Source organism: Nakamurella flava, from assembly GCF_005298075.1.
Lineage (GTDB): Bacteria > Actinomycetota > Actinomycetes > Mycobacteriales > Nakamurellaceae > Nakamurella > Nakamurella flava.
In genome coordinates this window covers 401,778-427,157 of sequence record NZ_SZZH01000003.1, presented here as the reverse complement: position 1 = coordinate 427,157, position 25,380 = coordinate 401,778, and the positions used below count along the sequence as shown (strand labels likewise).

29 protein-coding genes are annotated in these 25,380 nt (G+C 72.7%); 9 read left to right on the top strand and 20 right to left on the bottom strand.

Annotation, left to right across the window (positions count from 1 at the left end; translation table 11 throughout):
• Positions 1-13 precede the first annotated feature (13 nt).
• Together FDO65_RS13725 and FDO65_RS13720 are read left to right on the top strand one after the other, a co-directional pair.
• The gene (locus FDO65_RS13725; RefSeq protein ID WP_137450254.1) at positions 14-535 is read left to right on the top strand and encodes a GNAT family N-acetyltransferase; all 522 of its coding nucleotides are present in this window, start codon (positions 14-16) and stop codon (positions 533-535) included.
• 320 nt (positions 536-855) lie between these two features.
• Entirely contained in the window at positions 856-1,848 is a 993-nt protein-coding gene (locus FDO65_RS13720) for a pepsin/retropepsin-like aspartic protease family protein (RefSeq protein WP_137450253.1), read from the top strand.
• Between the two features lie 185 nt (positions 1,849-2,033).
• On the opposite strand, the gene FDO65_RS13715 is transcribed toward FDO65_RS13720, so the two are convergent.
• Together FDO65_RS13715 and menD are read right to left on the bottom strand one after the other, a co-directional pair.
• Positions 2,034-2,816 carry a 2-phosphosulfolactate phosphatase gene (locus FDO65_RS13715; protein WP_205850028.1) on the bottom strand — a complete coding sequence of 261 codons (783 nt, stop codon included), beginning with the start codon at positions 2,814-2,816 and terminating at the stop codon, positions 2,034-2,036.
• A gap of 8 nt (positions 2,817-2,824) precedes the next feature.
• Positions 2,825-4,582 carry a 2-succinyl-5-enolpyruvyl-6-hydroxy-3-cyclohexene-1-carboxylic-acid synthase gene (gene menD / locus FDO65_RS13710; protein WP_137450252.1) on the bottom strand — a complete coding sequence of 586 codons (1,758 nt, stop codon included), beginning with the start codon at positions 4,580-4,582 and terminating at the stop codon, positions 2,825-2,827.
• Between the two features lie 132 nt (positions 4,583-4,714).
• On the opposite strand from menD, the gene FDO65_RS23105 reads away from it, so the two are divergent.
• From FDO65_RS23105 to FDO65_RS13690, 4 genes are all read left to right on the top strand, one after another.
• Positions 4,715-5,221 (top strand): MarR family winged helix-turn-helix transcriptional regulator, encoded by a 507-nt coding sequence (locus FDO65_RS23105; RefSeq protein WP_137450251.1) that lies wholly within the window; start codon positions 4,715-4,717, stop codon positions 5,219-5,221.
• A gap of 149 nt (positions 5,222-5,370) precedes the next feature.
• Positions 5,371-5,814: an OsmC family peroxiredoxin gene (locus FDO65_RS13700; protein ID WP_137450250.1), complete on the top strand. Its 444-nt coding sequence runs from the start codon at positions 5,371-5,373 to the stop codon at positions 5,812-5,814.
• Between the two features lie 130 nt (positions 5,815-5,944).
• Complete coding sequence (locus tag FDO65_RS22550) at positions 5,945-6,370, top strand: organic hydroperoxide resistance protein (protein WP_205850027.1); 426 nt, start codon at positions 5,945-5,947, stop codon at positions 6,368-6,370.
• 92 nt (positions 6,371-6,462) lie between these two features.
• Positions 6,463-6,864 (top strand): hypothetical protein, encoded by a 402-nt coding sequence (locus FDO65_RS13690; protein WP_137450248.1) that lies wholly within the window; start codon positions 6,463-6,465, stop codon positions 6,862-6,864.
• 91 nt (positions 6,865-6,955) lie between these two features.
• Here FDO65_RS13690 and FDO65_RS23100 read toward each other — a convergent pair whose 3' ends face one another.
• The 5 genes from FDO65_RS23100 to menE form a co-directional block, all read right to left on the bottom strand.
• Complete coding sequence (locus FDO65_RS23100; protein ID WP_137450247.1) at positions 6,956-7,645, bottom strand: transglycosylase family protein; 690 nt, start codon at positions 7,643-7,645, stop codon at positions 6,956-6,958.
• Between the two features lie 306 nt (positions 7,646-7,951).
• Positions 7,952-8,950, bottom strand: coding sequence for an o-succinylbenzoate synthase (locus FDO65_RS13680; protein ID WP_240757612.1), 999 nt, complete (start codon positions 8,948-8,950; stop codon positions 7,952-7,954).
• 10 nt (positions 8,951-8,960) lie between these two features.
• Complete coding sequence (locus tag FDO65_RS13675) at positions 8,961-9,866, bottom strand: CPBP family intramembrane glutamic endopeptidase (protein WP_166442189.1); 906 nt, start codon at positions 9,864-9,866, stop codon at positions 8,961-8,963.
• A 92-nt stretch (positions 9,867-9,958) separates the two neighbouring features.
• Positions 9,959-10,660, bottom strand: coding sequence for a mismatch-specific DNA-glycosylase (locus tag FDO65_RS13670; RefSeq protein WP_137450245.1), 702 nt, complete (start codon positions 10,658-10,660; stop codon positions 9,959-9,961).
• Positions 10,653-11,870: an o-succinylbenzoate--CoA ligase gene (gene menE, locus FDO65_RS13665; RefSeq protein WP_240757611.1), complete on the bottom strand. Its 1,218-nt coding sequence runs from the start codon at positions 11,868-11,870 to the stop codon at positions 10,653-10,655. The genes FDO65_RS13670 and menE overlap by 8 nt, the downstream gene beginning before the upstream one ends.
• Before the next feature lie 73 nt (positions 11,871-11,943).
• On the opposite strand from menE, the gene FDO65_RS13660 reads away from it, so the two are divergent.
• Positions 11,944-12,828: a 1,4-dihydroxy-2-naphthoate polyprenyltransferase gene (locus FDO65_RS13660; RefSeq protein ID WP_137450243.1), complete on the top strand. Its 885-nt coding sequence runs from the start codon at positions 11,944-11,946 to the stop codon at positions 12,826-12,828.
• A gap of 1 nt (position 12,829) precedes the next feature.
• Here FDO65_RS13660 and menC read toward each other — a convergent pair whose 3' ends face one another.
• The 6 genes from menC to FDO65_RS13630 all read right to left on the bottom strand — a co-directional run bounded on the left by menC (position 12,830) and on the right by FDO65_RS13630 (position 18,232).
• On the bottom strand, positions 12,830-13,990 hold the full coding sequence (gene menC / locus FDO65_RS13655) for an o-succinylbenzoate synthase (protein ID WP_137450242.1): 1,161 nt from the start codon (positions 13,988-13,990) through the stop codon (positions 12,830-12,832).
• The gene (locus FDO65_RS13650) at positions 13,987-15,009 is read right to left on the bottom strand and encodes a GNAT family N-acetyltransferase (RefSeq protein WP_137450241.1); all 1,023 of its coding nucleotides are present in this window, start codon (positions 15,007-15,009) and stop codon (positions 13,987-13,989) included. Before FDO65_RS13650 ends, menC begins: the two co-directional genes overlap by 4 nt.
• On the bottom strand, positions 15,006-16,175 hold the full coding sequence (locus FDO65_RS13645) for a M20/M25/M40 family metallo-hydrolase (RefSeq protein ID WP_240757610.1): 1,170 nt from the start codon (positions 16,173-16,175) through the stop codon (positions 15,006-15,008). The genes FDO65_RS13650 and FDO65_RS13645 overlap by 4 nt, the downstream gene beginning before the upstream one ends.
• Positions 16,172-17,278, bottom strand: coding sequence for an L-cysteine desulfhydrase Cds1 (gene cds1 / locus FDO65_RS13640; protein WP_137450240.1), 1,107 nt, complete (start codon positions 17,276-17,278; stop codon positions 16,172-16,174). Before cds1 ends, FDO65_RS13645 begins: the two co-directional genes overlap by 4 nt.
• 76 nt (positions 17,279-17,354) lie before the next feature.
• Positions 17,355-17,738 (bottom strand): DUF4229 domain-containing protein, encoded by a 384-nt coding sequence (locus FDO65_RS13635; RefSeq protein ID WP_137450239.1) that lies wholly within the window; start codon positions 17,736-17,738, stop codon positions 17,355-17,357.
• A gap of 38 nt (positions 17,739-17,776) precedes the next feature.
• Positions 17,777-18,232: an Lrp/AsnC family transcriptional regulator gene (locus FDO65_RS13630; protein ID WP_137450238.1), complete on the bottom strand. Its 456-nt coding sequence runs from the start codon at positions 18,230-18,232 to the stop codon at positions 17,777-17,779.
• Positions 18,233-18,621: 389 nt separating this feature from the next.
• Here FDO65_RS13630 and FDO65_RS13625 point away from each other — a divergent pair, with 389 nt between their 5' ends.
• Both FDO65_RS13625 and FDO65_RS13620 read left to right on the top strand, forming a co-directional pair.
• Positions 18,622-18,819 carry a BldC family transcriptional regulator gene (locus FDO65_RS13625; protein WP_137450656.1) on the top strand — a complete coding sequence of 66 codons (198 nt, stop codon included), beginning with the start codon at positions 18,622-18,624 and terminating at the stop codon, positions 18,817-18,819.
• Between the two features lie 262 nt (positions 18,820-19,081).
• Positions 19,082-19,291 (top strand): hypothetical protein, encoded by a 210-nt coding sequence (locus tag FDO65_RS13620; RefSeq protein ID WP_137450237.1) that lies wholly within the window; start codon positions 19,082-19,084, stop codon positions 19,289-19,291.
• A gap of 66 nt (positions 19,292-19,357) precedes the next feature.
• On the opposite strand, the gene ccsB is transcribed toward FDO65_RS13620, so the two are convergent.
• The 7 genes from ccsB to FDO65_RS13585 are packed head-to-tail and all read right to left on the bottom strand — an operon-like array spanning position 19,358 to position 25,298.
• Positions 19,358-20,344 (bottom strand): c-type cytochrome biogenesis protein CcsB, encoded by a 987-nt coding sequence (ccsB, locus tag FDO65_RS13615; protein WP_137450236.1) that lies wholly within the window; start codon positions 20,342-20,344, stop codon positions 19,358-19,360.
• A complete protein-coding gene (gene resB / locus FDO65_RS13610; RefSeq protein WP_240757609.1) occupies positions 20,341-22,056 on the bottom strand; it encodes a cytochrome c biogenesis protein ResB in 1,716 nt (571 codons plus the stop codon). The genes ccsB and resB overlap by 4 nt, the downstream gene beginning before the upstream one ends.
• A gap of 31 nt (positions 22,057-22,087) precedes the next feature.
• Positions 22,088-22,939, bottom strand: coding sequence for a cytochrome c biogenesis CcdA family protein (locus FDO65_RS13605; protein ID WP_137450235.1), 852 nt, complete (start codon positions 22,937-22,939; stop codon positions 22,088-22,090).
• A 28-nt stretch (positions 22,940-22,967) separates the two neighbouring features.
• Positions 22,968-23,579 carry a TlpA family protein disulfide reductase gene (locus FDO65_RS13600; protein ID WP_137450234.1) on the bottom strand — a complete coding sequence of 204 codons (612 nt, stop codon included), beginning with the start codon at positions 23,577-23,579 and terminating at the stop codon, positions 22,968-22,970.
• Positions 23,576-24,280, bottom strand: coding sequence for a histidine phosphatase family protein (locus FDO65_RS13595; protein ID WP_137450233.1), 705 nt, complete (start codon positions 24,278-24,280; stop codon positions 23,576-23,578). Before FDO65_RS13595 ends, FDO65_RS13600 begins: the two co-directional genes overlap by 4 nt.
• Positions 24,277-24,624, bottom strand: coding sequence for a hypothetical protein (locus FDO65_RS13590; RefSeq protein WP_137450232.1), 348 nt, complete (start codon positions 24,622-24,624; stop codon positions 24,277-24,279). The genes FDO65_RS13595 and FDO65_RS13590 overlap by 4 nt, the downstream gene beginning before the upstream one ends.
• Positions 24,621-25,298, bottom strand: coding sequence for a hypothetical protein (locus FDO65_RS13585; RefSeq protein WP_137450231.1), 678 nt, complete (start codon positions 25,296-25,298; stop codon positions 24,621-24,623). Before FDO65_RS13585 ends, FDO65_RS13590 begins: the two co-directional genes overlap by 4 nt.
• Between the last annotated feature and the right edge of the window lie 82 nt (positions 25,299-25,380).

The following is a 25,380-nucleotide window of genomic DNA, read 5'->3' as shown; positions in this document are numbered from 1 at the left end:
GAGATACTCAGCCGTGCTTGATCGCCTCGCCGTACCCGTCGCCGTCCACACTCCAGCTGGCCCGCTGACCATCCGCCGGGCGCGCCCCGACGACGTCCGCACGATCATGACGCTGCTCGCCGACGACGCCGTCGGCGCCCGGCGCGGAGACGTGATCGACCCGCAGGACGAGCCGATCTACGCCGCCGCGCTGCAGCGGGTCCTCGCCGATCCGGGCAACGACCTCGTCATCGCTGAACGTGAGGGTCAGGTCATCGGCACCTTGCAATTGACCCTGATCCCGGGCATGTCCAGGCTGGGCAGTGACCGGGTCATCGTCGAAGCCGTCCGGGTGGCGAGCTCGGAGCGATCGGCCGGCATCGGCGCGGCCCTCCTGCGCTGGGTGATGCACGATGCCGCCGTGCAACTCGGTGCCGGCCTGGTGCAACTCACTTCGGATGCCGCCCGCACCGACGCCCGCCGGTTCTACCTGCGACTCGGTTTCGTCGACTCGCACGTCGGGTTCAAATACCTGCTTCCCGCCGCCGCTCGGTGACCTGCGCTGATCGGCGCCGCCTTCCGAACGGCAGAACCCGCCGAGCGGGAGGCGGTCGGAAACGCCGGGGCGGTGGGCTGGGCAACCGTCCGGAGTGAAGGGGTCAAGCGTCGCCGTCCGCGGACACCTTCGGGGCCAGTGTGCGGCGGCGGAACAACTCTGGATGTCGCAGCCCTACCGTCGTCGACACATCGACGCCCGATGGGAACGGCGTCAGCGGTGCCGGGGGGCGCTTCATGCGACGACATACTGCACGACCAGGCCGAGGGCCTCAGCCGAGCCGCGGGCGGCGAACCCAGGTAGGTCTGGCGGTTCTCCTGATGGTGGCGCTGGCCGCCTGCTCGAACGGGATGCCAACGGCGACCACGGCCAGTCCACGGTCGCCCTCGTCGTCCAGCGGAGTCGGACTGGCCGCCACCGGTGCGAGTGTCGCCATCCCGATCACGACCAGCTCGACCGGCTCGGGCAACGTCGTCTCGGTGGAGGTCACCGTCGGTGGTGGCGATCCGATTCCGGTCCTCCTCGACACCGGGTCGTCCGGACTGCTCGTCGATTCCTCACTGGTCGGCCCGGGAGTGACGGCGGCGAGCGGCACCCTCAGCCAGGACTACGCCGGCGGCGCGGTGTCCGGCTCACTGGCCACCGCAGTGGTCGGGATGGGCAGCGTGAACACTCCCCCCATCATCGTCGGGCTGGTCGACCCGTCCTCGGCGACAACGGCTTTCACCGGGGGGATGCACGGCATCCTGGGGATCGCCACCTCCGGGACGTCTACTGCGGGTCTGATGTCCCCCAGCCTGCAACTGGCTGCCCCGTTGAACACCGGGTCGACGCTCCAGATCGACGCGGCCGCCGGCTCGCCCGGCACGTGGACCCTCGGTCCGGTCACCGCACCGGCATCCGCCACCTCGGTGCCACTCGTCTCTCAGACGCCCCCGTCGTCGGCGCCCGCCGGATACCCGGCTTTCGCCCAGCACGTGGAGATGTGCTGGACGATCGGCGGCCAGGCGCCGAGCTGCGCGGGAACGGTCCTGGACACCGGAAACGGCACCCCCGCCCTGGACGCGACCACCTACGCCAGCTTCGGCCCGGTACACACGATCCTTCCGTCGGGCCTGCCCATCGCGATCGGACTCCCCGGCGCGGCTCCCCTGTGGTCGTTCACCACCGGTCAGATCGTCGGCACCGACGCGGTCAAGCTGTCGGAACTGGGCTCCGGAGACCCCTTCAACACCGGACTTCCGTTCTTCTACGGACGGACGGTCGCCTGGGACTACGCAGCCGGGCAGCTACTGATCGGGCCGAGCGCCTGATCAGGACGGCGACCCCTGCGGTTCAGCCGAGCAGCACCAGCAACCCGCTTCCGCGGGGCGACCGCACTGGGGGCCGGTCACCGGCGGCGCACTCCGGGAACCCCGGTACGAGACCCCGGGGTGTGCGCACCGCGGATCGTCGTCCCGATCCACTACGGGCCTGTACCGCCGGCTGACGCCCTCCGTCAGCACCGCCGGCCGCCCGGCTCGAACCCGGGCTCCTCCCAGCGGCGGAACTCGTCACCGACCAGCTCGGGAACCACCGCGATGTCATCGACGCACGCGGCTCGGTCGACATCCGCCGCGAACCCCCGGGCCGCCAACTCCCGACCCCCCGCACAGTCCGCCAGACCACGGGGCAGCGACCCGGCGACGGCCGCGAAAGCGTCCGCCGCCACGGCGGCTTCGGGCGACAGCAGCGAGCGCGGCAGCCGGCCGAGGATCGCTCCGGCCCCCCAGAGGTCCTCGACGCACGGCCGGAGGGAATCGTCCGGCCAGCGCTCTCCCGCCGCGATGACGGCCACGGAAGCGCCCGCGGACAGCGCTGCCGCCAACACCCCGGCCACGGCGGACCGGTTGCCCAGACAGCCGGCCAAGACACGAGACCCACTGGCGCGCAGGCGATACGAGATGGCGGAGCCATTCGGCGACGGCACCACCACCCGGTCGGGGGTCGGCGCTGTGGCTACGGCGGCCGGCGACAGGCCCGCGGAGCGACCCGCCGCCAGCCGAGCCCCATGGTCTCGTGCGTAGCTCCGGGCATCGTCGTCGGACCCGGCGTACGGCAGCACGGTGATGCCTCGTTCGACGGCGACGCAGACGGTGGTGGTGAACGAAAGCACGTCGACCACGACGACGACAGGCGCCGTCACGGCGGCCGTCTCGGCCGCGGTCGGTCCCCAGTCGAAGCGCACCCGACACCGCTGCTGGGTCAGGGCGTCGTGAACCGCACCGGAGACGCCGGACACGTCCCGGCTCACCCCTCTGCCCGGGACGGGGACGTCCTCATCCCGGCGGACGGCAGGGCTTCTCGCACCGCGTCGCCGACCTCCGCCGACGTCCGCCGCGACAACCCACGGACGTCGGCCCGCCCGGTGGGCACCTCGACGATGCGGATGCCGCGCACCCCGTCCAGAGCATCCGCCAACGCGACGGCGAGATCGTCACCCGCCGCGGCCTCCACGCTCCGGTAGTCGCAGCCGGTCGCGGCGGCCAACTCGCGGATCGACACCCCATGCGGGGTCCCGAAGACCCGTTCGAAGGCGTGGGCGTGCTGTTCGTCCCCGCTCTCCAACCCGCCGAAGATGGCCCCGCCGTCGTTGCTGCTGATCACGATGGCCAGGTCGGGCCGCCGGTCCAAGGGACCGATCATCAGGCCGGTGTGATCGTGCAACAGGGTGAGGTCACCGAGCAGCGCGACCGTCGGGCCGTCCGTCCCGAGCGCGACGCCGACGGCCGTGGACACCAGGCCGTCGATGCCGGCGACGCCGCGATTGGCGACCACCCGGATGTCGGGGCGGACCACCGCGAAGCGACCGATGTCCCGCGGCGGCTGGGAGGACCCGAGCAGCAACGTCGAGTCCGCCGGCAGCACACGGGTGAGCTCCCGGGCCAGCCGGGCCGAGGCGATCGGCCCGTCGGCGACCTCGGCCAGCACCCGCTCCTGAGCAGCGACGGCGGCCCGGCCGGCCGCCCGCCAGGCCCCGGCCCAGGCGGGCGGCGACGGGGTCGGCGACGGCAGACCGGGGGCGACGACACGGGCCCGGGCCGCCGGGTCGGGGTACCAGCTCGGATCGCCCACCACGTCGACGACGACCGCCGAATCGGCCAGCAGCCGGCTGACCCCCCGGAACAGCGTCGGGCGGCCCAGCACGATCACCCGGTCCGGACGCAGTTCCGCAGGCACCCCGGCGTCGAGAACCGCGACCCCACCGGGGATCACGTCCGGCCCGGCCAGTCCCCCGGCCTCGGAGATCACCAGACCACCCGCCCGGGCGACACGGGCCGCCCACGACGACGTCAGAGCCGCGATGTACAGCACCTTCTCGCCGGGCTCGGCCGCCGGCACCGCCGGCTCGCGATCGAAGACGTCGCTCGTCGACTCGAAGCGGAGTTCCGTCCACACCCCGGGACGGCGCGGGTTGCCCGACAACGGCTCCGGCCACGCCTCCGTCCCGTCGTCCAGGTCCGGGAGCAGGGGCTCGGACAGTGGCACGTTGAGCTGGACGGGCCCCGGCCGGCCGCCGGCCCCCCGGGCCTGGGCGACCGCGCGATCGACCGTCGCCCGCCACCCGGCGACCTGGCCGGCCTGCCGCCCGGCCACCGCGAACTCGGTGAAGAACCGGAGCTCGGCCCCGAAGACCGACCGTTGGTCGATGACCTGATTGGCCCCCACTCCGCGCAGCCAGGGCGGCCGGTCGGCGGTGAGCAGGACGAGCGCCACCCCGTCGTGGTGGGCCTCGACGACGGCCGGGTGCAGGTTGACGACCGCGGACCCGGACGTGGTGACGACGGCGGCGGGTCGACCGGTCGCCCGGGCCAACCCCAGGGCCAGGAAACCGGCGGTCCGCTCGTCGAGCCGGACGTGCAGGCGCAGACGACCGTCGCGCTCGGCATCGGAGACGGCAAGGGACAGCGGGGCGTTGCGCGAGCCGGCGCACAGCACGACGTCGGTGACGCCGGCGTGGATCAGCTCGTCGACCAGCACCCGACCGAGAGCGGTCGACGGGTTCACCCCCTCATTCTGCCCAGCCGACCCCCGGGCGGAACGTCCCCGCGGGACGGCAGACGCGTTCGAGCCAATTTGGTTGTGAAAAATCTAGTTGTGCACGTTGCAATTGCTCACAACCGTGCTAGGGTCTGAGACATGAGTTCGCAGACACCCGGGCCCCAGGCCCCGCTCGCCGGAAGCCAGCCCCTGACGGCCGGCCTCGACGAGATGGTGTGCTTCGCGCTCTACAGCGCCTCCCGCGCACTGACCGCCAAGTACCGCGAACTGCTGGCCCCCCTCGGCCTGACGTATCCGCAGTACCTGGTGATGATCGTGCTGTGGCAGCACGGCGACATCTCGGTCCGCGACCTGGGCCGGCGGCTGCAGCTCGACTCCGGGACACTCTCGCCGCTGCTCAAACGGCTGGAATCGACGGGGCTGGTGAACCGGCGTCGACGGGTCGACGACGAGCGATCCGTCCTGGTCGAGCTCACTCCCGCCGGGAGCGCCCTGCGGCAGCGTGCCGCCGACATCCCGTCATCCATCTGCGCGTCCACCGGCCTGACCCTCGGTGACCTCGAGGCCCTCCGCACCCAGGTCGACGTCCTGGCCGACGCGGTGCGTACCAGCACCGCCGAATCCGGCCGGGCCGCGGTCACCTGACCACCACACGTCCGCTGCACCACCGCATCCCGCGGTGTGGAGCATCCCGCCACGGGTGATTGACCCGGTGGCTCGCACCACCCATCAGCACCACTCACCGCATCACCCCGTCGGCACCTCGCCGACGGACCCACTCCAAGGAGGAGAACGTGCCCACTCGCACCGCTCGCACCGACTGGATCGGCGGCCTGCAGGACGGTTCCGGCAAGGTCGAGCTCACCAGCTCGCAGGTCGGCACCTACGACGTCTCGTTCCCGAAGCGCGCCGCCGACGAGGCCGGTGGCGCCACCAGCCCCGAGGAGCTCGTCGCCGCAGCCCACTCGTCCTGCTACGCCATGCAGTTCTCCGCGCTGATCGCCGAGGCCGGCGGCACCCCGCAGGCCGTCGAGGTCACCGCCGACGTCGCCCTCGGGCCGGACAAGGTCGGCGGCGGCTTCAAGCTGACCGGCATCAAGCTCACCGTCCGCGGCGAGGTCGAGGGCCTGGATGAGAAGCAGTTCATCGAGGTCGCCGAGCAGGCCAAGGCCAGCTGCCCCATCTCCAAGGCCCTCACCGGCGTCGAGATCACCCTGGACGCCGCGCTGGTCAGCTGACCCGACGAGCTGGTGGGGAGTCCGCCGCGTCGCTCCAACAGCGCGGGCGGCCGGCGGGTTCCCCACCTTCGGGTCAGGACTGTCGCGCCACCGCGGCCCGCCGTCCGCCATCAGCCTGGGAGGCACTGCTGTGAAGACTCTTTACCGCACCACCGCCACCGCCTGGGGCGGCCGGCTCGGCCACGTCGAGTCCGCCGACGGCCGGTTCACCGCCGACCTGTCGATGCCCGCCGACATGGGCGGCGACGACGGCCCCGGCACCAACCCGGAACAGCTGTTCGCCGCCGGCTATGCAGCCTGTTTCCACAACGCGCTGCGGACCGTTGCCCGTCGGCGCCGCGTGGACGTCACCGACTCCGCGGTCTCCGTCACGATCGGTCTGTCGGGGGGCGGCGAGGACGGTTTCCACCTCGCCGCCACGATCGAGGCGGAGATCCCGGGTGTCGAGGACACCCTCGGCCAGGAACTGCTCGAGGCGGCGCACGAGCGCTGCCCGTACAGCCGGGCCACCCGCGGCAACATCCCCGCCGAGATCCGATTGGTCTCGAGCGAGTAGGTGCCGCCCGAACCGGACCGGCGTCGCGTGATCACATCGCGCGGCGCCGGTCCCGGCTTCGACCCCCGGTCCGGCCGCCTACCGTGGCCGGTATGGAATCCCGCCGCGCTGGTGACCGCGCCCTCGGGCTCTACCGGGCGCCCTGGCACGAAAGCGCGATCCCGTTCCTGCTGGGCGGCATCCTCGTGTTCATCGGATTTCTCGGACGCGAGCACAATTGGTGGAACGTGGCCGGCGGACTTTTCCTTTTCGCTGCCGGTCTGCTGCCCGCCGCCATTGTGCGCCGCAGCGGGATCATCCTGCCCCGCAGATTCTCCCGATTTTCCTGGGGACATGTCGTCGCCATCCAGGAGGTCGACCTTTCCGCGTCACGCGAATGCCTACGGGCTCGGCTGGCCGACGGCCGGATCGTGCCGCTGCCCGGGATGCCGGCCCACCGACTTCCCGGGCTCGTCCAGCTCGCCGAGGATCACCGCCGGACGACGCCCGGCTGACCGGCTGACGCCGCGGCTCCCGACCGACCACCGGGAACCGCGGCGCCAAGGTTGCGCACCGGGACCGGCCATCACCGGCCCGATGATCCGGTCAGCGGGCGCAGTGGCCGCCGCCCGTGCCCGGGCCACCAGAACCCGCCCCAGCACTACGGTCCGCCCCGCGGTCGGCGGGAGCGCCATCGGGTCGCTCCCCCGAGCCCGCGTCGGACCGGCCGCCCCGGTCACCGCGATCGGTCGGGGCGGCCGCGTCGTCGGAGGTCGTACTGACGCCCGAGCCGCCGGTGTCCGCCGTCGCCTCGTCGGAGGTCACCGTCGTGGTGCTGTCCTCGGTGGTCGTCGAGTCGGCCGCAACGGTGCTGGTGGCGCTGGAACCATCTGCCGTGGCGGAACTGTCGCCCGACCCGCTCGCGCCGACGTCATCGGCGCAGGCCCAGGCGGCCCAGCCCTGACCGGCCAGGGTGCGCTCGGCGATGGCGATCTGCTGCTCCTTGGTCGCCAGGTCGGCACGGGCGGCGTACGCGGTGCCGCCGTACTCCTCCCACGTCGACTGGGCGAACTGCAGCCCCCCGTAATAGCCGTTGCCGGTGTTGATCGACCAGTTGCCGCTGCTCTCGCACTGGGCGACGGCGTCCCACGTGTCGGTGGTGGCGGCCGACGCGGGCAGGGCCACGGCGAAGACACCGGCCCCGGCGAAGACACCCAGTACGGCGGTCCGCTTGACCCACCGGCCCACGGACGACGAACGGGCGCGGTCGACGTTCTCGGTCACAACTGCGGTCATCGATATCCCTCCGGATCCGCCGGACGCGACAATGGTTCGCGCGGCCGCCCACCCTTTCTCTGATCTGCGACGAAGGAACTCCCGCGTCTGCGGGCGGCCGTCGACGGTGCCGCGGGAGGTGTTCCGATTTCAGGTCACCGTGTCATCACGGCGCCGTCGAAAAGATAGGCAGAACGCGGTTGCCGTCTCAAGGCTCGGATATCGAGCGTCGTCCAGGCCATTCACAGACGCCCGCCAGGGGCCCTACAGAAAGCCACGTCACCGACGTGGCCGAGAAAGTGAGCGACGAGAAACAATTCCGGGAATTCACCCGTTCGGGGCAGCTCCCAGCAGGGCGGCCACCCGCCGCAGCCGGGCCTGCCACCACTGCGCGTCGGCGGGGGCGGGCCGGACGGCATCGCGCAGGTCGGGCTCCGGGGCGGCCGGGAACCAGGGCAGCCAGCCGTCCTCCGGGCGCACCTGCACGCGGCTGACGTCCCCGTCGAGCAGCATTCGCGTCCCCAGACCGCACGCATGCCGCAGCTCCGGAAGCGAGGCGGCCGCCGCGACCCCGGCGGCCAGGCCCACCGACGTGTCCACCGCCGACGACACCACCACGGGCAGCCCCCACTGCGCGACGCGGGTCGCGGCCCGCACCCCACCGAGCGGTCCGACCTTCACGATCGCCACGTCGACGCTGTCGGCCAACCGCTCCAGCACGGACGCCCGGGCATCCTCCGCGGTCAGCCGGATCGACTCGTCGGCGGCGACCCGGACGGCAGCCCGCCGCCGGACCTCGGTGAGCTCGGCCAGGGACTGACACGGCTGCTCGACGTACTCGATCTCACCGATCGCGTCCTGCGCGGCCTTCAGGAACGCCACCGCCTCATCGACCGTCCAGGCGGCGTTGGCGTCCAGCCGGATGTGCCCCTGCGGCCCCAGCACCTCGTGGACCGCCCGCAGCCGGTCCAGGTCCTCGGCCGGGGTGGACCGGACGTCGGCCACCTTCACTTTCGCCGTGCGGCAGCCCGAGGCGGCGACCTCGGCGGCGGCGACGTCCGGCGCGACGACCGGGACGATGGTGTTGACCGGCACCCGGTCGTGCACCGGGACCGGCCAGGGCCGGGTCGCGCTGTCCACCGCGGCCCGCAGCCAGGGCACGCAGGCGGCGTCGTCGTACTCCCGGAAAGGCGCGAACTCGCCCCACCCCGCCGGCCCACGGAGCAGCACACCCTCGCGGACGGTGACGCCCCGGAAACGGTGCCGCAGCGGCACCGCGAACGGGACGGCCGTCTCGACCACCGCCGCCAGCAGCACCCCGCTCACCGCGTCCACGTCACCGGCCCAGACCACTCCACAGCAGCACTCCCGCGGCCACGGCGTTGAAGCCGATGTGGGCCACGATCGCCCCGCCCAGCCGGCCGGACCACATGGTCCAGCGGGCCACCATCCACCCGAAGAAGAACAGCGACGGCATGAGGATCAGCAGCATGGTCAGGCTCTGGACCTCGGGCAGGTGCAGCGCGGCGAACAGGCCCGCCGTCAGCAGCGCGGCGAACCGTTGCCGGGCCGCCGGGGTCGCGAACCGTGGACGCTGCGACCGGCTGAGCGAAGCCAGGGCCGAGCGCAGCGCCAGCCCCCGGAAGAAGACCTCCTCGATGATCGGGCCGACCACCGCGATGGCGACCGTGTAGACGATCAACCACCCGGTCTGGCCCAGACCCGGGCCGACGAGATCCTGCAGGTTGGATTCCGCCGGTTGCCGGGTGACCCCGACGACGAGTACCGCGATCAGGGCGGCGACGATGCGGCCGGCGATGGCCATGCCGACCCCGACGGCCAGGTCCGACCAGCGGACCCGCAGCCCGAGATCGGTCACCAGACTGCCGGAACCGTGCCGACGGCAGGCCCAGACCGTGGTGCCCAGCAGACCGATCCACACCGGCAACAACCCGAAGAGCGGCAGCCACGGCCCCCGGGGCAGGCCGCTGTCGACGGCGATCTGCACCCCGGCGCTGATCACCGCGCTGGCCAGCAGCACCGCCCCCAGGCCGACCATCGCGTCGGTGAACGTCCAGGTCCCCAGGCCGGCGTCGGCTCGGGGCTCCACACCGGCGGATGCCGCCGAGGCCGGGTCGGGACGGACCGCCGCGAACGGTTCGGTCACCGGGTCGACCACCGCGGTCATGCCGGCGTCGGCCGGCCGGTCGGACCCGGCCGACGACTCTTCCCGATGGTCCACGGACCCTCCCCCACGACGGCCGCGACCGGCCGGCCCTCTGCGCATCCCACTGTCACCGACGGTCGACCGTCCCACACCTCGAGTCCGCCGAATCACTCCGCCGGGGTGCCGGGCGCGTCGGACGGGTGGTCACCGGGCCGCGCTCCGACAGGCGACCGGGCGTCCGCGCCGGTGACCGGCAGCACGCCGGCGGCGACCGCGGCCCGCCGGTAGGCCGCAGCCAGGCTGTCCACCGTGTCGTGGGCGTTCAGACCACTCGGGTTGGGCAGCACCCACCACTGCGGCCCGTCCGCGCGGACCCCCGGCGGCGGATCCTCCTGGAGCCCGGTGCGCGTGCGGGGCCGGGCGAACGCCGTCCGATAACTGGTGACGCCGAGGACGGCCACCACCCGGGGGTTGCGCTCGTTCACCAGCTCCACGAGCCGCTGCGCCCCGGCGCGGACCTGCTCCCGGGTCAGCTCGTCCGCCCGGGCCGAGGCCACCGGGACCATGTTGGTGATGCCGATGCCGCGATCGACCAGCAGCGCGCGATCGGCGGCGGCCATCCCCCGGCTGACGTCCACCACGTGCGGGAGGATGCCGGCCCGGTGCAGGGCCGGCCAGAACCGGTTGCCCGGCCGCGCGAAATGGGCGTCGACGGCCGCCGTCCACAGCCCCGGGTTGATGCCCACGAACAGCAGCCGCAGCGGGTCGGGCAGCAGGTCGGCGACCGTGGCACCGACATAGGTGAGCAGCTCGGCCTTGGTCGGCCGCCGGTCCAACGGCGGCGGGAACCCCGCCACGGTCTCAGCCATCGCGATCCACCCGCTGCGTCGCCCAGGCCGTCAACGCCGTCCGGTCGGGTTTGCCCGGTCCCCGCAACGGCAGCTCGTCGATCGTCAGCACCATCCGGGGCACCGCGGCCCGGCCCCCGGCCGTCCGGGCCGCGGTGGCGATCGCCTGTTCGTCCGGCCCGTCGCCCCCGTCCGTGACGACCACGGCGACGACCCGCTGACCCCACCGTGCGTCGGGGACGCCCACCACCACCACGGCGCCGACGCCGGCGACCCCGGCCACCGCGGTCTCCACCAGCACCGGGTGCACCTTCTCGCCACCGGTGACCAGAACGTCGTCCACCCGGCCGATCACCTGCAGGTGACCGTCGGTGGACCAGCGGGCCAGATCGGCCGTGGCGAACCACCGTCCCTCGTCGTCGCTCCCGAACGCCGGGTCGGCGGGCCGTCCCCGGTACCCGCGGGCGACCACGGGGCCACGCAGGCGGACCCGGCCCACCCCGTCCGTCGCCGGTTCCTCCCCGCCGGGCAGCAGCTCGGCGCGCACGCCGGCCAGCGGGACCCCGTCGTAGACGCAGCCACCGCAGGTCTCGCTCATCCCGTAGGTCGTCACCACCCGGGCGCCGGCCGTTCGGGCCGCGGCCAGCAGGACGGGGTCGGTGGCGGCCCCGCCGACCAGGACGGCCGTGAAGGTGGCCAGCGCCGCGGTAGCCGTCGGGTCCGCGAGCACCCGGGACAGCTGGGTGGGCACCAGGGAGACGTACCGGGGACCGGCGGGCAGCCGCGCCACCGCCCGGGCGAACCGGTCCGCCCGGAACGGCGGGGCCAGCACCACCGGCTCGGTCCCGGCGACCAGCGACCGCAGCAGCACCTGCAGCCCGGCGACGTGGTGCGGCGGGACCGTCAACAACCAGGTTCCCGGGGCCGCGGCACCGCCGGCCAGGCGGTCGGTGGTGGCGGCCGCCGACGCGGCCAGGGCCGACACCGGGAGCAGGGCGCCCTTGGGTGGGCCGGTCGAGCCCGACGTGCCGACGACGAAGGCGGTCGGGTCGGCCGGGTCGTCCTCGCCGGGCCCGAGCGGGCCGCCGGCCAGGGCGTCGACCAGCCGGGCCGCGGCCGCCGGGTCGTCGGCCGGGACCGGCAGCCGGGCAGGCCCGCGACCGGCCAGGGCGTCGGCGAGCTGCGGCAGCAGGTCGAGCACCGCCGGGCCGGGCGGCAGGGGCAGGGGCACGACCGGGCGGTATGGACGCGGGGGTGTGGACATCGCCGTCCAGTATCCGTTTCGCCCAGTAGGGTCGATCCACGTGGCCAGCACCCGTCAATGGATCTCCGCTGCTCGACCCCGCACCCTGCCCGCGGCGGTCGCGCCCGTCCTGGTCGGCTGCGGCGCCGGATACGCCCTCGGCGGGTTCTTCTGGTGGCGGGCGCTGCTCGCCCTGATCGTCGCCCTGGCCCTGCAGGTGGGCGTCAACTACGCCAACGACTACTCCGACGGCATCCGCGGCACCGACGACGCCCGGGTCGGTCCGTTCCGGCTGGTCGGGTCACGCGCAGCGCAGCCGCGGGTGGTCAAGCTGGCCGCGTTCGGCTGCTTCGGCCTCGCCGCCGTCGCCGGACTGGTGCTGGCCGCCGTTTCGTCCTGGTGGCTGGTGCCGATCGGCGCGGCCAGTGTCGCCGCGGCCTGGTTCTACACGGGCGGACCGCGCCCGTACGGCTACACCGGGCTCGGCGAGGTGTTCGTCTTCACCTTCTTCGGTCTGGTGGCCGTGCTCGGCACCACGTTCGTGCAGGCCGGCACGCTGTCGGTGTCCGCGTGGGCCGGGGCGATCGGCATCGGTCTGCTGGCGTGCGCGTTGCTGATGGCCAACAACCTGCGCGACGTGCACACCGACGCCGACGTGGGCAAACGCACCCTGGCCGTGCTGCTCGGCGAGCCCCTGAGTCGCAAGGTGTTCGCCCTGCTCATCGCCGGGGCCTACCTCGCGGTCCTGGTCGTCGGCATCGGTCACCCGTGGTGCCTGCTGGCGCTGCTGTCCCTGCCGCTGGCCGTCCCGCCCGTGCGGGCCGTCCTCGGTGGAGCGAAGGGTCGCGACCTCATCGCCGTCCTGGGTGCGACCGGACGGCTCGAGTTCGTCTACGCCGTGCTGCTGACGATCGGCCTGGTCTTCGACGGCCCCGGCGCGCCCTGACTCAGTCCGCCTGCACCCACTCGGTGGCCACCGTGAACCGTTCGAGGACGTCCTTGATCGGTTCGACACCCAGACCGGCCCCCGTCGGCACCGCCACCTGGCCGTCGTCCATCACGATCGGCTCGGTGATGTCCCGCTCGTAGAAGCGGTCGGAACCGGAGACGTCACCGGGCAGCGTGAATCCGGGCAGGGCGGCCAGTGCGGCGTTGGCCGCCCGGCCGAGACCGGTCTCCAACATGCCGCCGCACCACACCGGCACCCCGTTGGCCAGGCACAGGTCGTGCACCCGGCGGGCCGTCAGGTACCCGCCGACCCGGCCGGCCTTGATGTTGACGACCCGGCAGGCCCGCAGGGCGATCGCGTCCGCTGCCGCCCGCACCGAGGTGATCGACTCGTCCAGGCACACCGGGGTGCGCAGCCGGGTGGCCAGCTCAGCGTGCTGACGCAGGTCGTCGCGGGCCAGCGGCTGCTCCAGCAGGAGCAGGTCGAACTCGTCGAGCCGGGCCAGCGTCCGGACGTCGGCCAGCGAGTAGGCGGCGTTCGCGTCGACCTGCAGGGCCAGCAGATCACCGAACCGGTTGCGGACGGCCTCCACCGGGACGACGTCCCAGCCGGGGCGGATCTTGAGCTTGACCCGGGCGTAGCCCTGGGTGACGTACTCGCCGACCACGTCGAGCAGCGCGTTGACCGACGGCTGGATGCCGACCGACACCCCGGACGGGACGGTGTCCCGCACGGCCCCGAGATACGACGCGAAGGACGTGCCGCTCCCCCGCAGTTGCGCGTCCAGGACAGCCATCTCCAACGCGCCCTTGGCCATCCGGTGGCCGACGACCGGGGCGAGCACGGACTCGACGTTCTCGGCCGTCACCCCGCCGGTGCGCTCGACCTCCCGGAACAGCAGCGGCACCAGGTAGCGGCGCAGCACCTCCAGCGATCCGGCCGCGTACTCGGAGTTGTAGAGCGGGGCCTCCATGGCCACGCACTCGCCCCACCCCTGCACCTCGCGGCCCTTGCGGTCGCCGCCGGCCGCCGCACCGGACACCGTGCCGACCACCCGGACCAGCACCGCGAGCCGCTCGCGCTGCACCCCGAACGATGTCTCGAACGGACTGACCAGCGGCATCCGCACGGTCCGCAGTTCCACCCCGGTGATCTTCATCCGGTCGGTTCCTCCCTCTCCGAACCCGACGCCGCGAGCCGGGACTGGCCCGAGGCTGCCACGGCGGTGACCACATAGCCCACCCGGGGCCGGAACGCGGTCACCGCCCACCGCGGATCGGCCACGGCCGCACCGAGCACGCCACGCACCGCGAGCCGCCACCGGCCGGCCGCGTCCGGGTCGCTCCGCCACAGCTCTTCGGCGTCGTCCGGGACGGCGATCACCGCGTCGTCCTCGGCCGAGCGGGGGGCCGGCAACCCGCCGTCGGTGTCGACCGCGTCGACCGGTCCCCCGTCCGGGCCGGATCCGAGCCAGCGCTGCGGCGGGTCGACGAGATCACCGGACGCGGCCCGGACGGGCCCCCCGGACCGCAGAGCGGCGGCCGCGGCCAGGGTCGACGGGGCGTGCAGATCCCAGACCATGCCGAGCCGGTCCGTCGGCTGCCCCTGGTTGCGACCGTCGCTCATCGGCCCGTAGAAGTCGACGAGGTACTCGGCCGGCCGGGCCCCGAGCCGCCCCAGGTTGAACCAGGCGTTCCGGGCGATCAGCGGATCGAACGTCCAGGTCACCAGCCCGATCCCGCGGTCCAGGCACCAGGCCCGCTGGTGCCACTTGAGCGCCGCCCCGACGCCACGCGAGGCCTGCTCGCCGAGCACGCCGGTAATGTGCGAATGCAGGGACCACTGCCCGTCGGTCCGGCCCAGGAAGGCGATGGACGCACCGACCAGCGGGCCCGCGTGGCCGTGGACGTCACCGTTCGTCGCCGCAGCCGGGCTCAGCGCCGCGCCCTGCACGTAGTTGCCGCTGTGCTCCAGCGCCCGCAGCAGGTGCGGTTGCAGTTCCGAGCCCCCGGGTCCGTCGGGGTCGACGCCCCAGACGCGGTTCAGCAGGGTGCCCGCGGCCACCAGGTCGTCCCGGTTGGTCAGCGGTCGGACGCGGACACCGGCCCGGCCGGCCGCGGCCGTGGCGGTCAGCCACGGCTCCGCTCCGGAATCAGTCCCGGGGTCGGCGCCGGTCACGCGAGCAGGTTCCGCAGCAGGGCGACGAGCAGCGCCGTCCGGGGCAGCAGCGAGCCGAGGTCGACGTGCTCGTCATCGGCGTGTGCGCCCCCGCCGGCCGCCCCCAGCCCGTCCAGGGTCGGCACCCCCAGCGCGGCGGTGAAGTTGCCGTCCGAGCCGCCGCCCACCGCGCACTCGGCCGGAACCGGCAGTCCGGCCCGCGCGGCCACGGCCTGCGCCCGGGTGAACAGGTCGGCGCTGACCGCCCGCTCCATCGGCGGGCGGTTGGGCCGGCCGTCGACCTCGATCCGCGCCCCGGGCAGCGTGGCCCCGATGGCCCGCAGGTCACGGTCGACACGGTCCTGCTCGGCGATCGTCCAGCAGCGCACGTCGACCCCCACGGTGGCGCTCGCCGGCACCGTGTTGGTGGCCGAACCACCGCGGACGACCGTCGGCGTGACCGTCGTCCCGCGGTCGGCGTCCGCGGTGTCCAGCACGGCCAGCACGACGTGGGCGAGTTCGACGACCGCGTTGATCCCCCGCTCCGGGGCGACCCCCGCGTGCGACGCCCGACCGGTCACCGTCAGGTGGTAGGTCGCGGTCCCCTTCCGGCCGGTCTTGATCGCGCCATGCGGTCCGGAACCCTCCAGCACCAGGACCGCGGTCGCCGCACCACCCGGACCCGCCCCGCGCAACGCCTCGGCCTCGATGAGCGCCCGCGACGTCGTCGAACCGATCTCCTCGTCCCCGGTGACCAGCACCGTCACCCCGTCCGGCACGCCCACCGGGTCGTCGGCGAGCACGGCCAGGGCGTGCACGGCCTGCGCCAGGCCCGCCTTCATGTCGACCGTGCCCGGCCCGCGCAGCGTCCCGGCGGCCTCGTCGATGGCGAACGGCAGCCGGTCCAGGGTGCCGAGCGGCCAGACCGTGTCGTGGTGGGCCAGGACCAGCACCCGGGTCGGCCCGGGACCGGACCGCCACCGCACGTGACGGCAGCCGTCGACGTCCAGCACCTCGGGGTCGCCGGGCAACCGGTCGCGCAGGACGGCCGCGACCACCTCGGCGCTACGGGCGACGGCGGCCAGGTCGGAGGACGGCGACTCGCACCGCACCAGCCGTTCCACGTCGGCCAGCAGGTCCGCGCGGCGGGTCGAGATCGCCGTCAGCGGGTCGGTCACGCCGGTCACGGGCGCCACCGGCCGGACTGCAGGAACTCGGCGACCACGGCCCGGGTCGGGGCGATGTCCCAGCCCTGCGCCGCCACCCAGGCGTCGTCGTTGTAGGTGTTGGCGTACCGGTCGCCGGAATCGCAGAGCAGCGTGACGACCGACCCGGCCACGCCGGCCGCGCGCATCTCGGCGATGAGCCCGAACGCGGCCCACAGGTTGGTGCCGGTCGAGGGACCCATCGGCCGGCCGAGGGCCAAAGCCCCCTCCCGCATCGCGCCGACCGAGGCCGCGTCCGGGACACGGACCATCCGGTCGATCACCTGCCCGACGAACGAGGGCTCCACCCGCGGCCGTCCGATGCCCTCGATACGTGACCCCGGGGCGGTGCGGGTCGGGTCGTCGTTGCACCAGGCGTCGTAGAACGCCGACCCCTCCGGGTCGGGGACGCACAGCCGGGTGCCCCGCCCGCGATAACGGATGTACCGGCCGATGGTCGCGCTCGTACCGCCGGTCCCGGCGCCGATCACCAACCAGGCCGGATCCGGGTGCGGCTCCAGGCGCAGCTGGGCCCAGATCGACTCGGCGATGTTGTTGTTGCCCCGCCAGTCGGTGGCCCGCTCGGCGTGGGTGAACTGGTCCATGTAGTGACCGCCGCACTCGGCGGCCAGCCGCTGCGACTCGGCGTAGATGGCCGCCGGGTCGTCCACGAGGTGGCAGCGGCCGCCCTGGGCCTCGATGAGCGCGATCTTCTCCCGCGACGTCCGGGACGGCATGACGGCGACGAACGGCAGGCCGATCATCCGGGCGAAGTACGCCTCGGACACGGCGGTGGAGCCACTGGAGGCCTCGATGACGGTGGTGCCCTCGGTGAGCCAGCCGTTGCACAACGCGTAGAGGAACAGCGAGCGAGCGAGGCGGTGCTTGAGCGAACCGGTCGGGTGGGTGCTCTCGTCCTTCAGGTACAGCTCGATGCCGTCCGCGGCGAACAGGTCGGGCAGCGGGAACCGCAGGAGGTGGGTGTCCGCGCTGCGCTGGGCGTCCGCGTCGATGGCCCGGACCGCCCGGGCCACCCAGGCCCGCCGGTCGGCGTCGAAGCGGTCGCGTTCGGTGTCACCGTTCATACCCGGAGCGTAGAGACCGCCGCGGGCCTGCCGGGCGACCGGCGGGTCGACGATCCCCGGCCGGGTGGGCTCGGGGTCAGGAGCGCGGCGGAGGAGCGTCCCGACGGGCGGTGTCGGCCTCGTCGGACGGCGTCTCGAAGGCCCCCTCCCCGGTCAGCGCCCCCTGCAGGCGGGCGCGTTCGCTGCGCCGCGTGGCGGTCGCCCGGGCCATCGCGTCGTTGACCTGCCGGCGCCACCGCCCGAAGAGCACCCAGGCCAGTGGCAGCTGCAGGACGAAGGCGAACAGCAGCGCCACGATCAACGGCATGAAGATCATCAGCACCGCGGTCAGCACGGCCACCAGCAGCAGCCGGAGGCCGGTGTAAGCCAACAGGGACATGGCCAGGGGTGGCTGCCGGTCCGCGGCCGGGGTGCCGGGCCCCGGCGTGGCTGCCGGGTCGGGTGAGGACGGAGACGTCACGACACCCACGATAAGCGTGCCCCCGAGGTGGGGACGCTCTATTCCGTGGTCCCCCGGGGGACCGACCGCTGCTCGAACCGGGTGGCCAGGACGACGGTGGTGTGGGTCCGGGCGACCCCGGTGATCTCCCGCAGCCGCAGCACGGTGCTGTGCAGTTCGTCGACGCTGGCCACCCTGACCTGGATCATGAACGCCTGGTCGCCGGCGACCGCCCAGCAGCTCTCGACCTCGGGCAGTGCGTCCAGGGCACGCCCGATCTCCTCGTCCCGGATGTTCTCGCTGGGTTCCACGCCGATCAGCGCCGTGACGCCCAGTCCGATGGCGTCCGGGCGCACGAGGGCGGTGTACCCGCGGATCACCCCGGCGGCCTCCAGCTTGGCCACCCGCTCGTGGACGGTGGACGAGGACAACCCGACCAGCCGGCCGAGTTCGGCGTAGCTGGCCCGGCCGTCCGCGCGCAGCGCGTCGACGAGCCGACGATCGACCGCGTCCATCGTTGTCTCCGATTCGTCCGGGTGCGCGAGGCCGCGACACACCCGGACCACCGTAGTGATTCTCGCGGCCTCGCCTATCTGGGCATCTGACCCCCGGCAGTACTTGGCTGTACAACCAAAGGGAGGCATCCGATCGGCCGCCTGCCGTCATTACGCAAGCAACTAAGCCTCCCGGCATAGTCTTTGTGAACACTGCTTCACCTCTGCGGGTGAGTCGAGAACCCCATGCGTAGACACGTACCGCAACCAGCAGGCCTCTTTGACTACTCTCCGACGGATTCATCATCGTCTCCCCCTCGATGAACCGGCATGAATGCCGCACAATGGGACAGACGCCTGCCGGCGTCACGCGGCCAGTCGGGGCCCGATATGGAGGTGGCAGTGTGACCATGGAGACCGAGCGACTACTGACCCCAGGGGAAGTGGCGCTCATGTTCCGAGTCGATCCGAAGACGGTGACGCGGTGGGCGTCCGCCGGACGCATCGGTTCCATCCGCACCCCGGGTGGACATCGTCGGTTCCGTGAGTCGGAGGTCAGCGCTCTGCTGGCCGATCTCACGATCCCGGCGTCGCAGTCGACCGCCTGAGCGCGGTACCGCCGATCACGAAGGCCCCGGAGAGCATCCGCTCCCCGGGGCCTTCGTCGTCCGATCCCGGGCCGCCCGGTCCGAGACGACCCGTCCGGCGGCAGCGTCACACCCGATGCGGTCGGATCAGCCCCGACCGTGCTGGTGGGGAGGGTCGTCCGGCCGGAGTTCCCCCTTTTCGTCACTCTTCACGGGGGTTCGCTTTCCGGTTCGCACCCGGTGGGATGTGCGTACTCTGGAGAGACAAACGGGAGGTGACCGGATGTACATGCTGGTGGCAATCGCCGTCACGGTCCTGGTGATCGCGCTGGCCTGGCGTGGCATCGGGGCGCGAGCGGCCGGGCAGGGGCAATCGGGCGGCGGCACACCGGGGCAACGCCCCGGACGGACCAGGACCCTCGCCCCGGACGACGACCCGGAATTCCTCAACGAGATCCAGCGCAAGCTGCGTGGCGAGGACAAGAGCAGCTAGTCCGAGCGACATCGAGAAGGGCCCCGGCGGATTCCGCCGGGGCCCTTCTCGTGCGTCCAACCTGCGCTAGTTCAGCCCGGCGTAGGAGTGCAGGCCGGAGATGACCATGTTGATGAAGAACAGGTTGAAGATGATCGTCGCGAACCCGATGACGCTGATCCACGCCGAGCGCGCCCCGCGCCAACCGGCGGTCGACCGGGCGTGCAGGTAGGACGCGTAGACGACCCAGGTGATGAACGCCCCGGTCTCCTTCGGATCCCAACCCCAGTAGCGGCCCCAGGCGACCTCGGCCCACAAGGCTCCGGCGATGACCGCGAAGGTGAACAGCGGGAAGGCGACGATGGCGGTCCGGTAGGCGATGCGGTCCAGGGTGGCCAGCGACGGCAGTCGGTCGACCAGCCCGCCGCCGGTGTTCTCGCCCCGCGACTCGGCCCGGCGCCGCACCAGGTAGAGCACGGAGGCGGCACCGCTGACCATCAGCACGCTGCTCGAGATGGCGACCGTGCTGACGTGGATCCACTTCCAGTACGAGTTCAGCGCCGGGACGACCGGGGCGGCCGGCACGTACAGGGTGGAGAAGGCCACCCCGGCGAGGATCGTCACCGGCAGCATGACGACCACCCCGAGCCCGCGGGCGCCGGTGCGGGCCAGCACCACCAGCCAGACCAGGACGGCGACCGCGCAGATCGCCGAGGTGAACTCGTACATGTTGCCCAGCGGCAGACGACCGACGGACAGGCCGCGGGTCACGATGGACAGCACGTTGGCCGCCGCCGCGATCACGGTGACGAGCACCGCGGCCCGGCCGAAGCGCTCGCCCCAGGCCGGCCGGCTCCGTCCCTGGACGTGGCCGATCGCCGTGTCCGGACGGGTCAGGGTGTCGGTGCCGCCGCGCCGGGCGGCCCGCCGGGCCGCGCTGGCGGCCTCGGCCGGGGTCGCGTCGCTCCCGCGGCGGGACGCCAACTCCACGGCGTAACAGACGAAGGCCATGATGTAGCCGGCCAGGGCCGCCTCGAACGCCAGGTCGGACACCGTCGACAGGGTCTGGTTCATCCGCCGCTCTCTCTCCTGCTGTCACCGCTCGACCGGGGGCCGACCGCCGCGGTCGCCCCGCCGGCGCTGCGCGCCAGCTCGGACAACCGCTCGAACTCCTCGCCGTATCCGGCCTGATCGGTGCGGGCCAGCCCACCGACCTGCACCACGGTACGGTTCGCGCCGCCGTCCGGATGCAGCCGGAACCACACCCGACGTCGTTTGATGACCAACGACATCATCAGGCCGATGAGCAGGGTCACCGAGAACACCAGCGCCCAGCCCTGGGCCGGGTCGTAGGACGTCTGCAACGACACCCATTCCTTGTAGCCCGTGAAGGTGATCGCCGTGCCGTCGTCCAGGGTGATCGACTGACCGACCGTCAGGTTCTGCCGGGCCTCACGGACCAGAGCGCCCTTGTCGACCTGCCGGGTGTCGATCGAGAAGACCGACTGCGACCTTCCCGTCTCGAGCCCGAGATCGCCGCGGTAGACGTCGATGGCGACGCCGGGATTGCGGGCCGCCGGGAACTGCGAGGTCATGACGCCGCCGTGGACGAGGGCGTCCGGCGCGAAGATGCCGACGATGGCGAGCTGGTTGCGCAGCAGGTCGTCCCCGCTGACCCCGGGCGGATCGGTGATCTTGATCGCGCCCTCGGACGTGAAGTTCGGGTCGTTCGGGGTCGGCTTGAACGGTTCGGCGTAGTCCCGGACCTGACCGTCGGGGAAGGTCACCGAGAACGTCGGAGTGAACCCGTGGCCGAGCAGGTACAGCCGCTCGCCGTCCAGTCGCAGCGGATCGTTGACCCGCAGGGTGGCCTGCGGCCAGTCGGCCGCGGGGCTGCCCGACGCCAGAGCGGCGCCCGAGGCGTACCGGACGTCCGCGCTGTAGTCCAGGGCCTGCCCCTGCGGGTTGTAGGACGAGGAGAACGAGTCGACGTCGACGCAGAACGGCGACAGGTCGGTGCCGTTGACGAGCAGCCCGGGCCGGAAGTTGTCGTAGGAGGCGGGTGACCCGGAACAGAACTGGTCGCCGCCGGTGACGATGACCGACCCCTCGTACCCGACCAGCTTGCCCACCGCCACGGCGATGAGCAGGCCCACCAGCGAGAGGTGGAAGACCAGGTTGCCGACCTCGCGGAGGAAGCCCTTCTCAGCCGAGAGAGTGACACCGGCCGTGCCGTCGGCGGCGATCTCCGGACGCCGGGCGATCCGCCAGCCCCGCAGGCCGGCCGCGATGCGGTCGGCGGCGGCGTCCGGGGCCGCGGCCACGGTGTGCTCGGCGTGGTGCGGCAGCCGGGACAGGTTGCGCGGCGTGACGACGGGCTGGGCGCGGATCTGCTCGACGAACGTCCACGACCGGGGCAGGACGCACCCGATGAGCGAGGTGAACAGCAGCAGGTAGATCGCGGCGTACCAGGGCGAGCCGAAGACCTCGAAGAACCCCGTCCGGTCGAGCAGCGGACCGATGGTCGGGTGGTCGGTGATGTACTGCGCGGTCTTGGCCGAGTTCAGCGACCACTGGGGTAGCAGCGCCCCCGGCAGTGAGGCCAAGGCGAGCAGGAACAGCAGCACCAGGGCCGTGCGCATGCTCGTCAGCTGCCGCCAGAGGTTGCGCAGGGCCGCGACCGTCGAGCGCAACGGACCTGGGCGGGCCGGCCCGGGCGGGGCGGGGGGCGTCGGTTCGTCGGGGTCCACGGGCGAGCGCAGGTGGGTGGGGTCGTGCACGGTCACGCCGTCCACCCCTTCCCGGCCGGTGCGCCGGTCACAGCACAGTCTCCACGCCGTTCGCCCGGTTCTGCAGCCAGGCGACGACGCTGCCCCAGGCGCCGGTCACCATCAGCGTGCCGAGCACGATCAGCGCGACGGCCCCGACGACCTGCACGGTACGGGAGTGACGACGCAGCACGGCCAGCGCTCCCGACGCCCAACCGAACCCGAAGGCCAGCAACAGGAAGGGGATGCCGAGGCCGGCGCAGTAGAACAGGACCAGCGAGAACCCGCGCCAGGCCGATCCGCCCCAGTCGGAGGCGTTGGCCAGGGCAAGGACACCGACCAGGGTCGGGCCCAGACAAACGGTCCACCCGAGCGCGAACGCCGCCCCCAACAGTGGCGGGCCCAGCAGCCGGCCGGTGGGACGCAGGTGCAGCCGGCGCTCGGTCTGCAACGAGCGGAACACCCCGAGCATCGCCAACCCGACGACGATGGTGACCACGCCGCCGACCCGGATCAGCAGGTCCTGGTTTAGCACCACGAGCCGGGTCAGACCCAGCACGGCGACCGACTGCAGGACGAACACGACCGTGAACCCCGCGACGAACAGCGCCGTCGCCCCGACCGCCCGGGATCGCACGGCCGCGCCGACCCGGCCCGGAGTCCGGCCGTCCGGCCCGGGCTCGTCGTCGGCGGCGGTCACCGGCGCCCCGGAAGCCACCGGAGCGCGGCGGGTCGTCCGGACGGCCGTCTCGGCCCCGACCAGCGAGGCCAGATACGACAGGTAACCGGGCACCAGTGGCAGCACACAGGGCGAGGCGAAACTGACCGCCCCGGCGGCCAGCGACAGACCGGCGGCCAGCAGGTAGGGGCCGTTGACGATGGTGTCGGTCAGGGCGCTCATGGGCTGGTGCCGGTGCTCATGACGGTGCTCATGCCGGTTCCGAGGCGATGGCCGACACCGCGGCGACCAGCTCGGTCTCGGTCACCGGCCGCAGCCAGACCTGGGCGACCCCGCCCTTGCGGTCGACCACGAGGGTGGAGGGGATGCCGCTGACCGGATAACCCCGGATCGAGGTGATGGTGCGCAGCGACGGGTCGAAGATCGACGGGTACGGAACCTGCTTGCCGGTGGCGAAATCTGCGCCGTCGGAACGGGTGTCCTTGACGTTGATGCCGAGGAACTGCACGCCGTCCGGTTGCAGCTGCGTAGCGGCCGCGTTCAGGTCGGGCGCCTCGGCCCGGCACGGCCCGCACCAGGAGCCCCAGAAGTTGACGACGACGACCTTGCCCTCGTAGTCCGCCAGGGACAGGGTCTTGCCCTCGTCGGCCAGGTCCGGGCCCGACAGGTTGCCGAGGGTGCCCCGCTCGCTCACCGGGTAGGAGAATTCGGACTTCCCCCCGGGGGAAACGAAACTGAACGACCCACCGAACACCGCCTGGTCGTTGCCGCTGGTGCAACCGGCCAGCACCACAGCCAACACGGCGACGAGCGCGCCGAGAACGCGCCCGGCGGGGCCGCGGGTCCGGGATCTGGTCGTCACTGCACTCCCTCCGGGTCGTTCACGGCGGCGATGTGACCGGCCGGCTCGGTGTAGTCCAGGCGGGCGAAGACCCCGTCGACGAATGTTAGGGACGACACCGACGCCACCGAACACTGCCGCTTGCGGGGGTCGTGCCACAGGTGCTGTCCGAGCAGATAGCGGCGGACCGTCACGATCGGCAGCTGATGGGAGACCAGCACGGCCTCGCGGGCCCCCGGGGCCTGCTCGACGGCGTCGACGGCGGCGTAGACCGCGGCCAGCATCCGGTGCGCGATCTGCAGGTACGGCTCCCCCCACGAGGGCGTGAACGGGTTCCGCATCCGCGACCAGGTGCGGGGATCGAGCAGGGTGGCCCGGTTCAACGCCACCTTGGTGCCCTCGAACGCGTTCCCGGCCTCGATGAGTCGATCGTCGGTGGCGACGGATCGGTCGAGCATCCGGGCCAACGGGGCCGCGGTCTCCTGCGCACGCTGCAGCGGTGACGCGGCCAGATAGCCGATCCGGTGTCCCGGGGGGTCGTCCGGCCCCGCGGTCGCGACCGGTGACCGGTACAGCGCGGACGCGACGGCGTCGGCCATCGCCCGGCCGGAGGCGGCCAGCCGGTACCCCGGCAGACAGCCGTAGAGCAGATCGTCCGGGTTGTGCACCTTGCCGTGCCGGACCAGGTGGACGACGACCTCGCGGCCCGGGTCGGCGCTCATCGGGCCACCTCCGCGCTGTCGACCTGCGCCGCCCGGCCGCGGGCGATGCGCCGCACGACGGCGACCACCAGCAGCGCGGCCGCCAGCGCCGCCCCGGCCGCGGCGGTCAACCAGGCCCCGGAATAACGGGTGATCGACGTGCCGTCCGGATCCTGCTGGGCGAACGACGGCCAGACGTCCGTCGCCACCCCGTGCCGCGCGAACCACCACGCCACACCGGCGCAGAGGACGGCGGCTACCGCGTAGCCGGCCGTGAGCGACCGACCACCGGGAACGGCGGCGCGATCGACCAGCGGTGCGGTCACGGCCAGGCCCGGACCGGCCGGCGCGGGAACCGCGGTCACGACGCGGCGCGACGAGCCCGGTGTCGCGCGAAGAACAGGCCACCTGCGCCGACGAACGACAGCATCACGGCGACGACAAGCAGAAGGGAGGCCCCCAGAATCAGAATGCTGCCCAGAACCCGGAGCATGATCGACACCAGCAACACGATCACCAGGCCCAGGATGGTCCTGCGTGTCCAGCGAGCCCCCGATCGCAGGAACCACCCGGCAGCGACGGCGGCCAGCCCGATGATCATCAAGACGGCGATCACCACGATGTTCTGTGTCTTCTGGCTCTCGCGGATCGATGCGATATCAGCGTCGCTGTACGTGACGTACTGCTGGCAAGTCTCGTACCTGGCTTTTTGATCGTCGGAGACGCCGGGCGGGATGACCAGAGAGGAACCGAATCCACCCACGTCCGTCACACACTGGGACGTCTGGGTCCGGTAGTCAGCGACTGCCTTGTCGAAGTCGGCCTCGTAACTTCCCAACTGCGTCAGTCCGAGTACGGACAAAAAGGCAAGAATCACACCGCAGACCAGGCTGAGCGCCGAGGCGATCAGGATTGACCGGGGCGCGACGATCGGCCGGCCGTCGTCCTCCGGAAGTTGCTGCGGTGCGAACGCACCCCGGAACGAGTCGAAGATCCCAGGTCGACGGTCACCGCTGCCGCCACCGGACAGGAAGCTCATGTCTCGAATCTACCGGCCCCGCCGGTCGGGCCGGGACGAGACGAAACGGGCCGGGCCGCCGACCACGACGGTCGACTGCCCG

What these genes read in the sequence shown, in the direction of transcription:
- ccsB (WP_137450236.1), bottom strand. Translation starts at nt 20,344, where the DNA reads ATGAACCAGACCCTGTCGACGGTGTCCGACCTGGCGTTCGAGGCGGCC.
- FDO65_RS13690 (WP_137450248.1), top strand. Translation starts at nt 6,463, where the DNA reads ATGGAATCCCGCCGCGCTGGTGACCGCGCCCTCGGGCTCTACCGGGCG.
- FDO65_RS13585 (WP_137450231.1), bottom strand. Translation starts at nt 25,298, where the DNA reads ATGAGCTTCCTGTCCGGTGGCGGCAGCGGTGACCGTCGACCTGGGATC.
- FDO65_RS13630 (WP_137450238.1), bottom strand. Translation starts at nt 18,232, where the DNA reads ATGGACGCGGTCGATCGTCGGCTCGTCGACGCGCTGCGCGCGGACGGC.
- FDO65_RS23100 (WP_137450247.1), bottom strand. Translation starts at nt 7,645, where the DNA reads ATGACCGCAGTTGTGACCGAGAACGTCGACCGCGCCCGTTCGTCGTCC.
- menC (WP_137450242.1), bottom strand. Translation starts at nt 13,990, where the DNA reads ATGAAGATCACCGGGGTGGAACTGCGGACCGTGCGGATGCCGCTGGTC.
- FDO65_RS13720 (WP_137450253.1), top strand. Translation starts at nt 856, where the DNA reads ATGGTGGCGCTGGCCGCCTGCTCGAACGGGATGCCAACGGCGACCACG.
- FDO65_RS13625 (WP_137450656.1), top strand. Translation starts at nt 18,622, where the DNA reads ATGGAGACCGAGCGACTACTGACCCCAGGGGAAGTGGCGCTCATGTTC.
- cds1 (WP_137450240.1), bottom strand. Translation starts at nt 17,278, where the DNA reads ATGAACGGTGACACCGAACGCGACCGCTTCGACGCCGACCGGCGGGCC.
- FDO65_RS23105 (WP_137450251.1), top strand. Translation starts at nt 4,715, where the DNA reads ATGAGTTCGCAGACACCCGGGCCCCAGGCCCCGCTCGCCGGAAGCCAG.
- FDO65_RS13620 (WP_137450237.1), top strand. Translation starts at nt 19,082, where the DNA reads ATGTACATGCTGGTGGCAATCGCCGTCACGGTCCTGGTGATCGCGCTG.
- FDO65_RS13670 (WP_137450245.1), bottom strand. Translation starts at nt 10,660, where the DNA reads ATGGCTGAGACCGTGGCGGGGTTCCCGCCGCCGTTGGACCGGCGGCCG.
- FDO65_RS13595 (WP_137450233.1), bottom strand. Translation starts at nt 24,280, where the DNA reads ATGAGCGCCGACCCGGGCCGCGAGGTCGTCGTCCACCTGGTCCGGCAC.
- FDO65_RS13605 (WP_137450235.1), bottom strand. Translation starts at nt 22,939, where the DNA reads ATGAGCGCCCTGACCGACACCATCGTCAACGGCCCCTACCTGCTGGCC.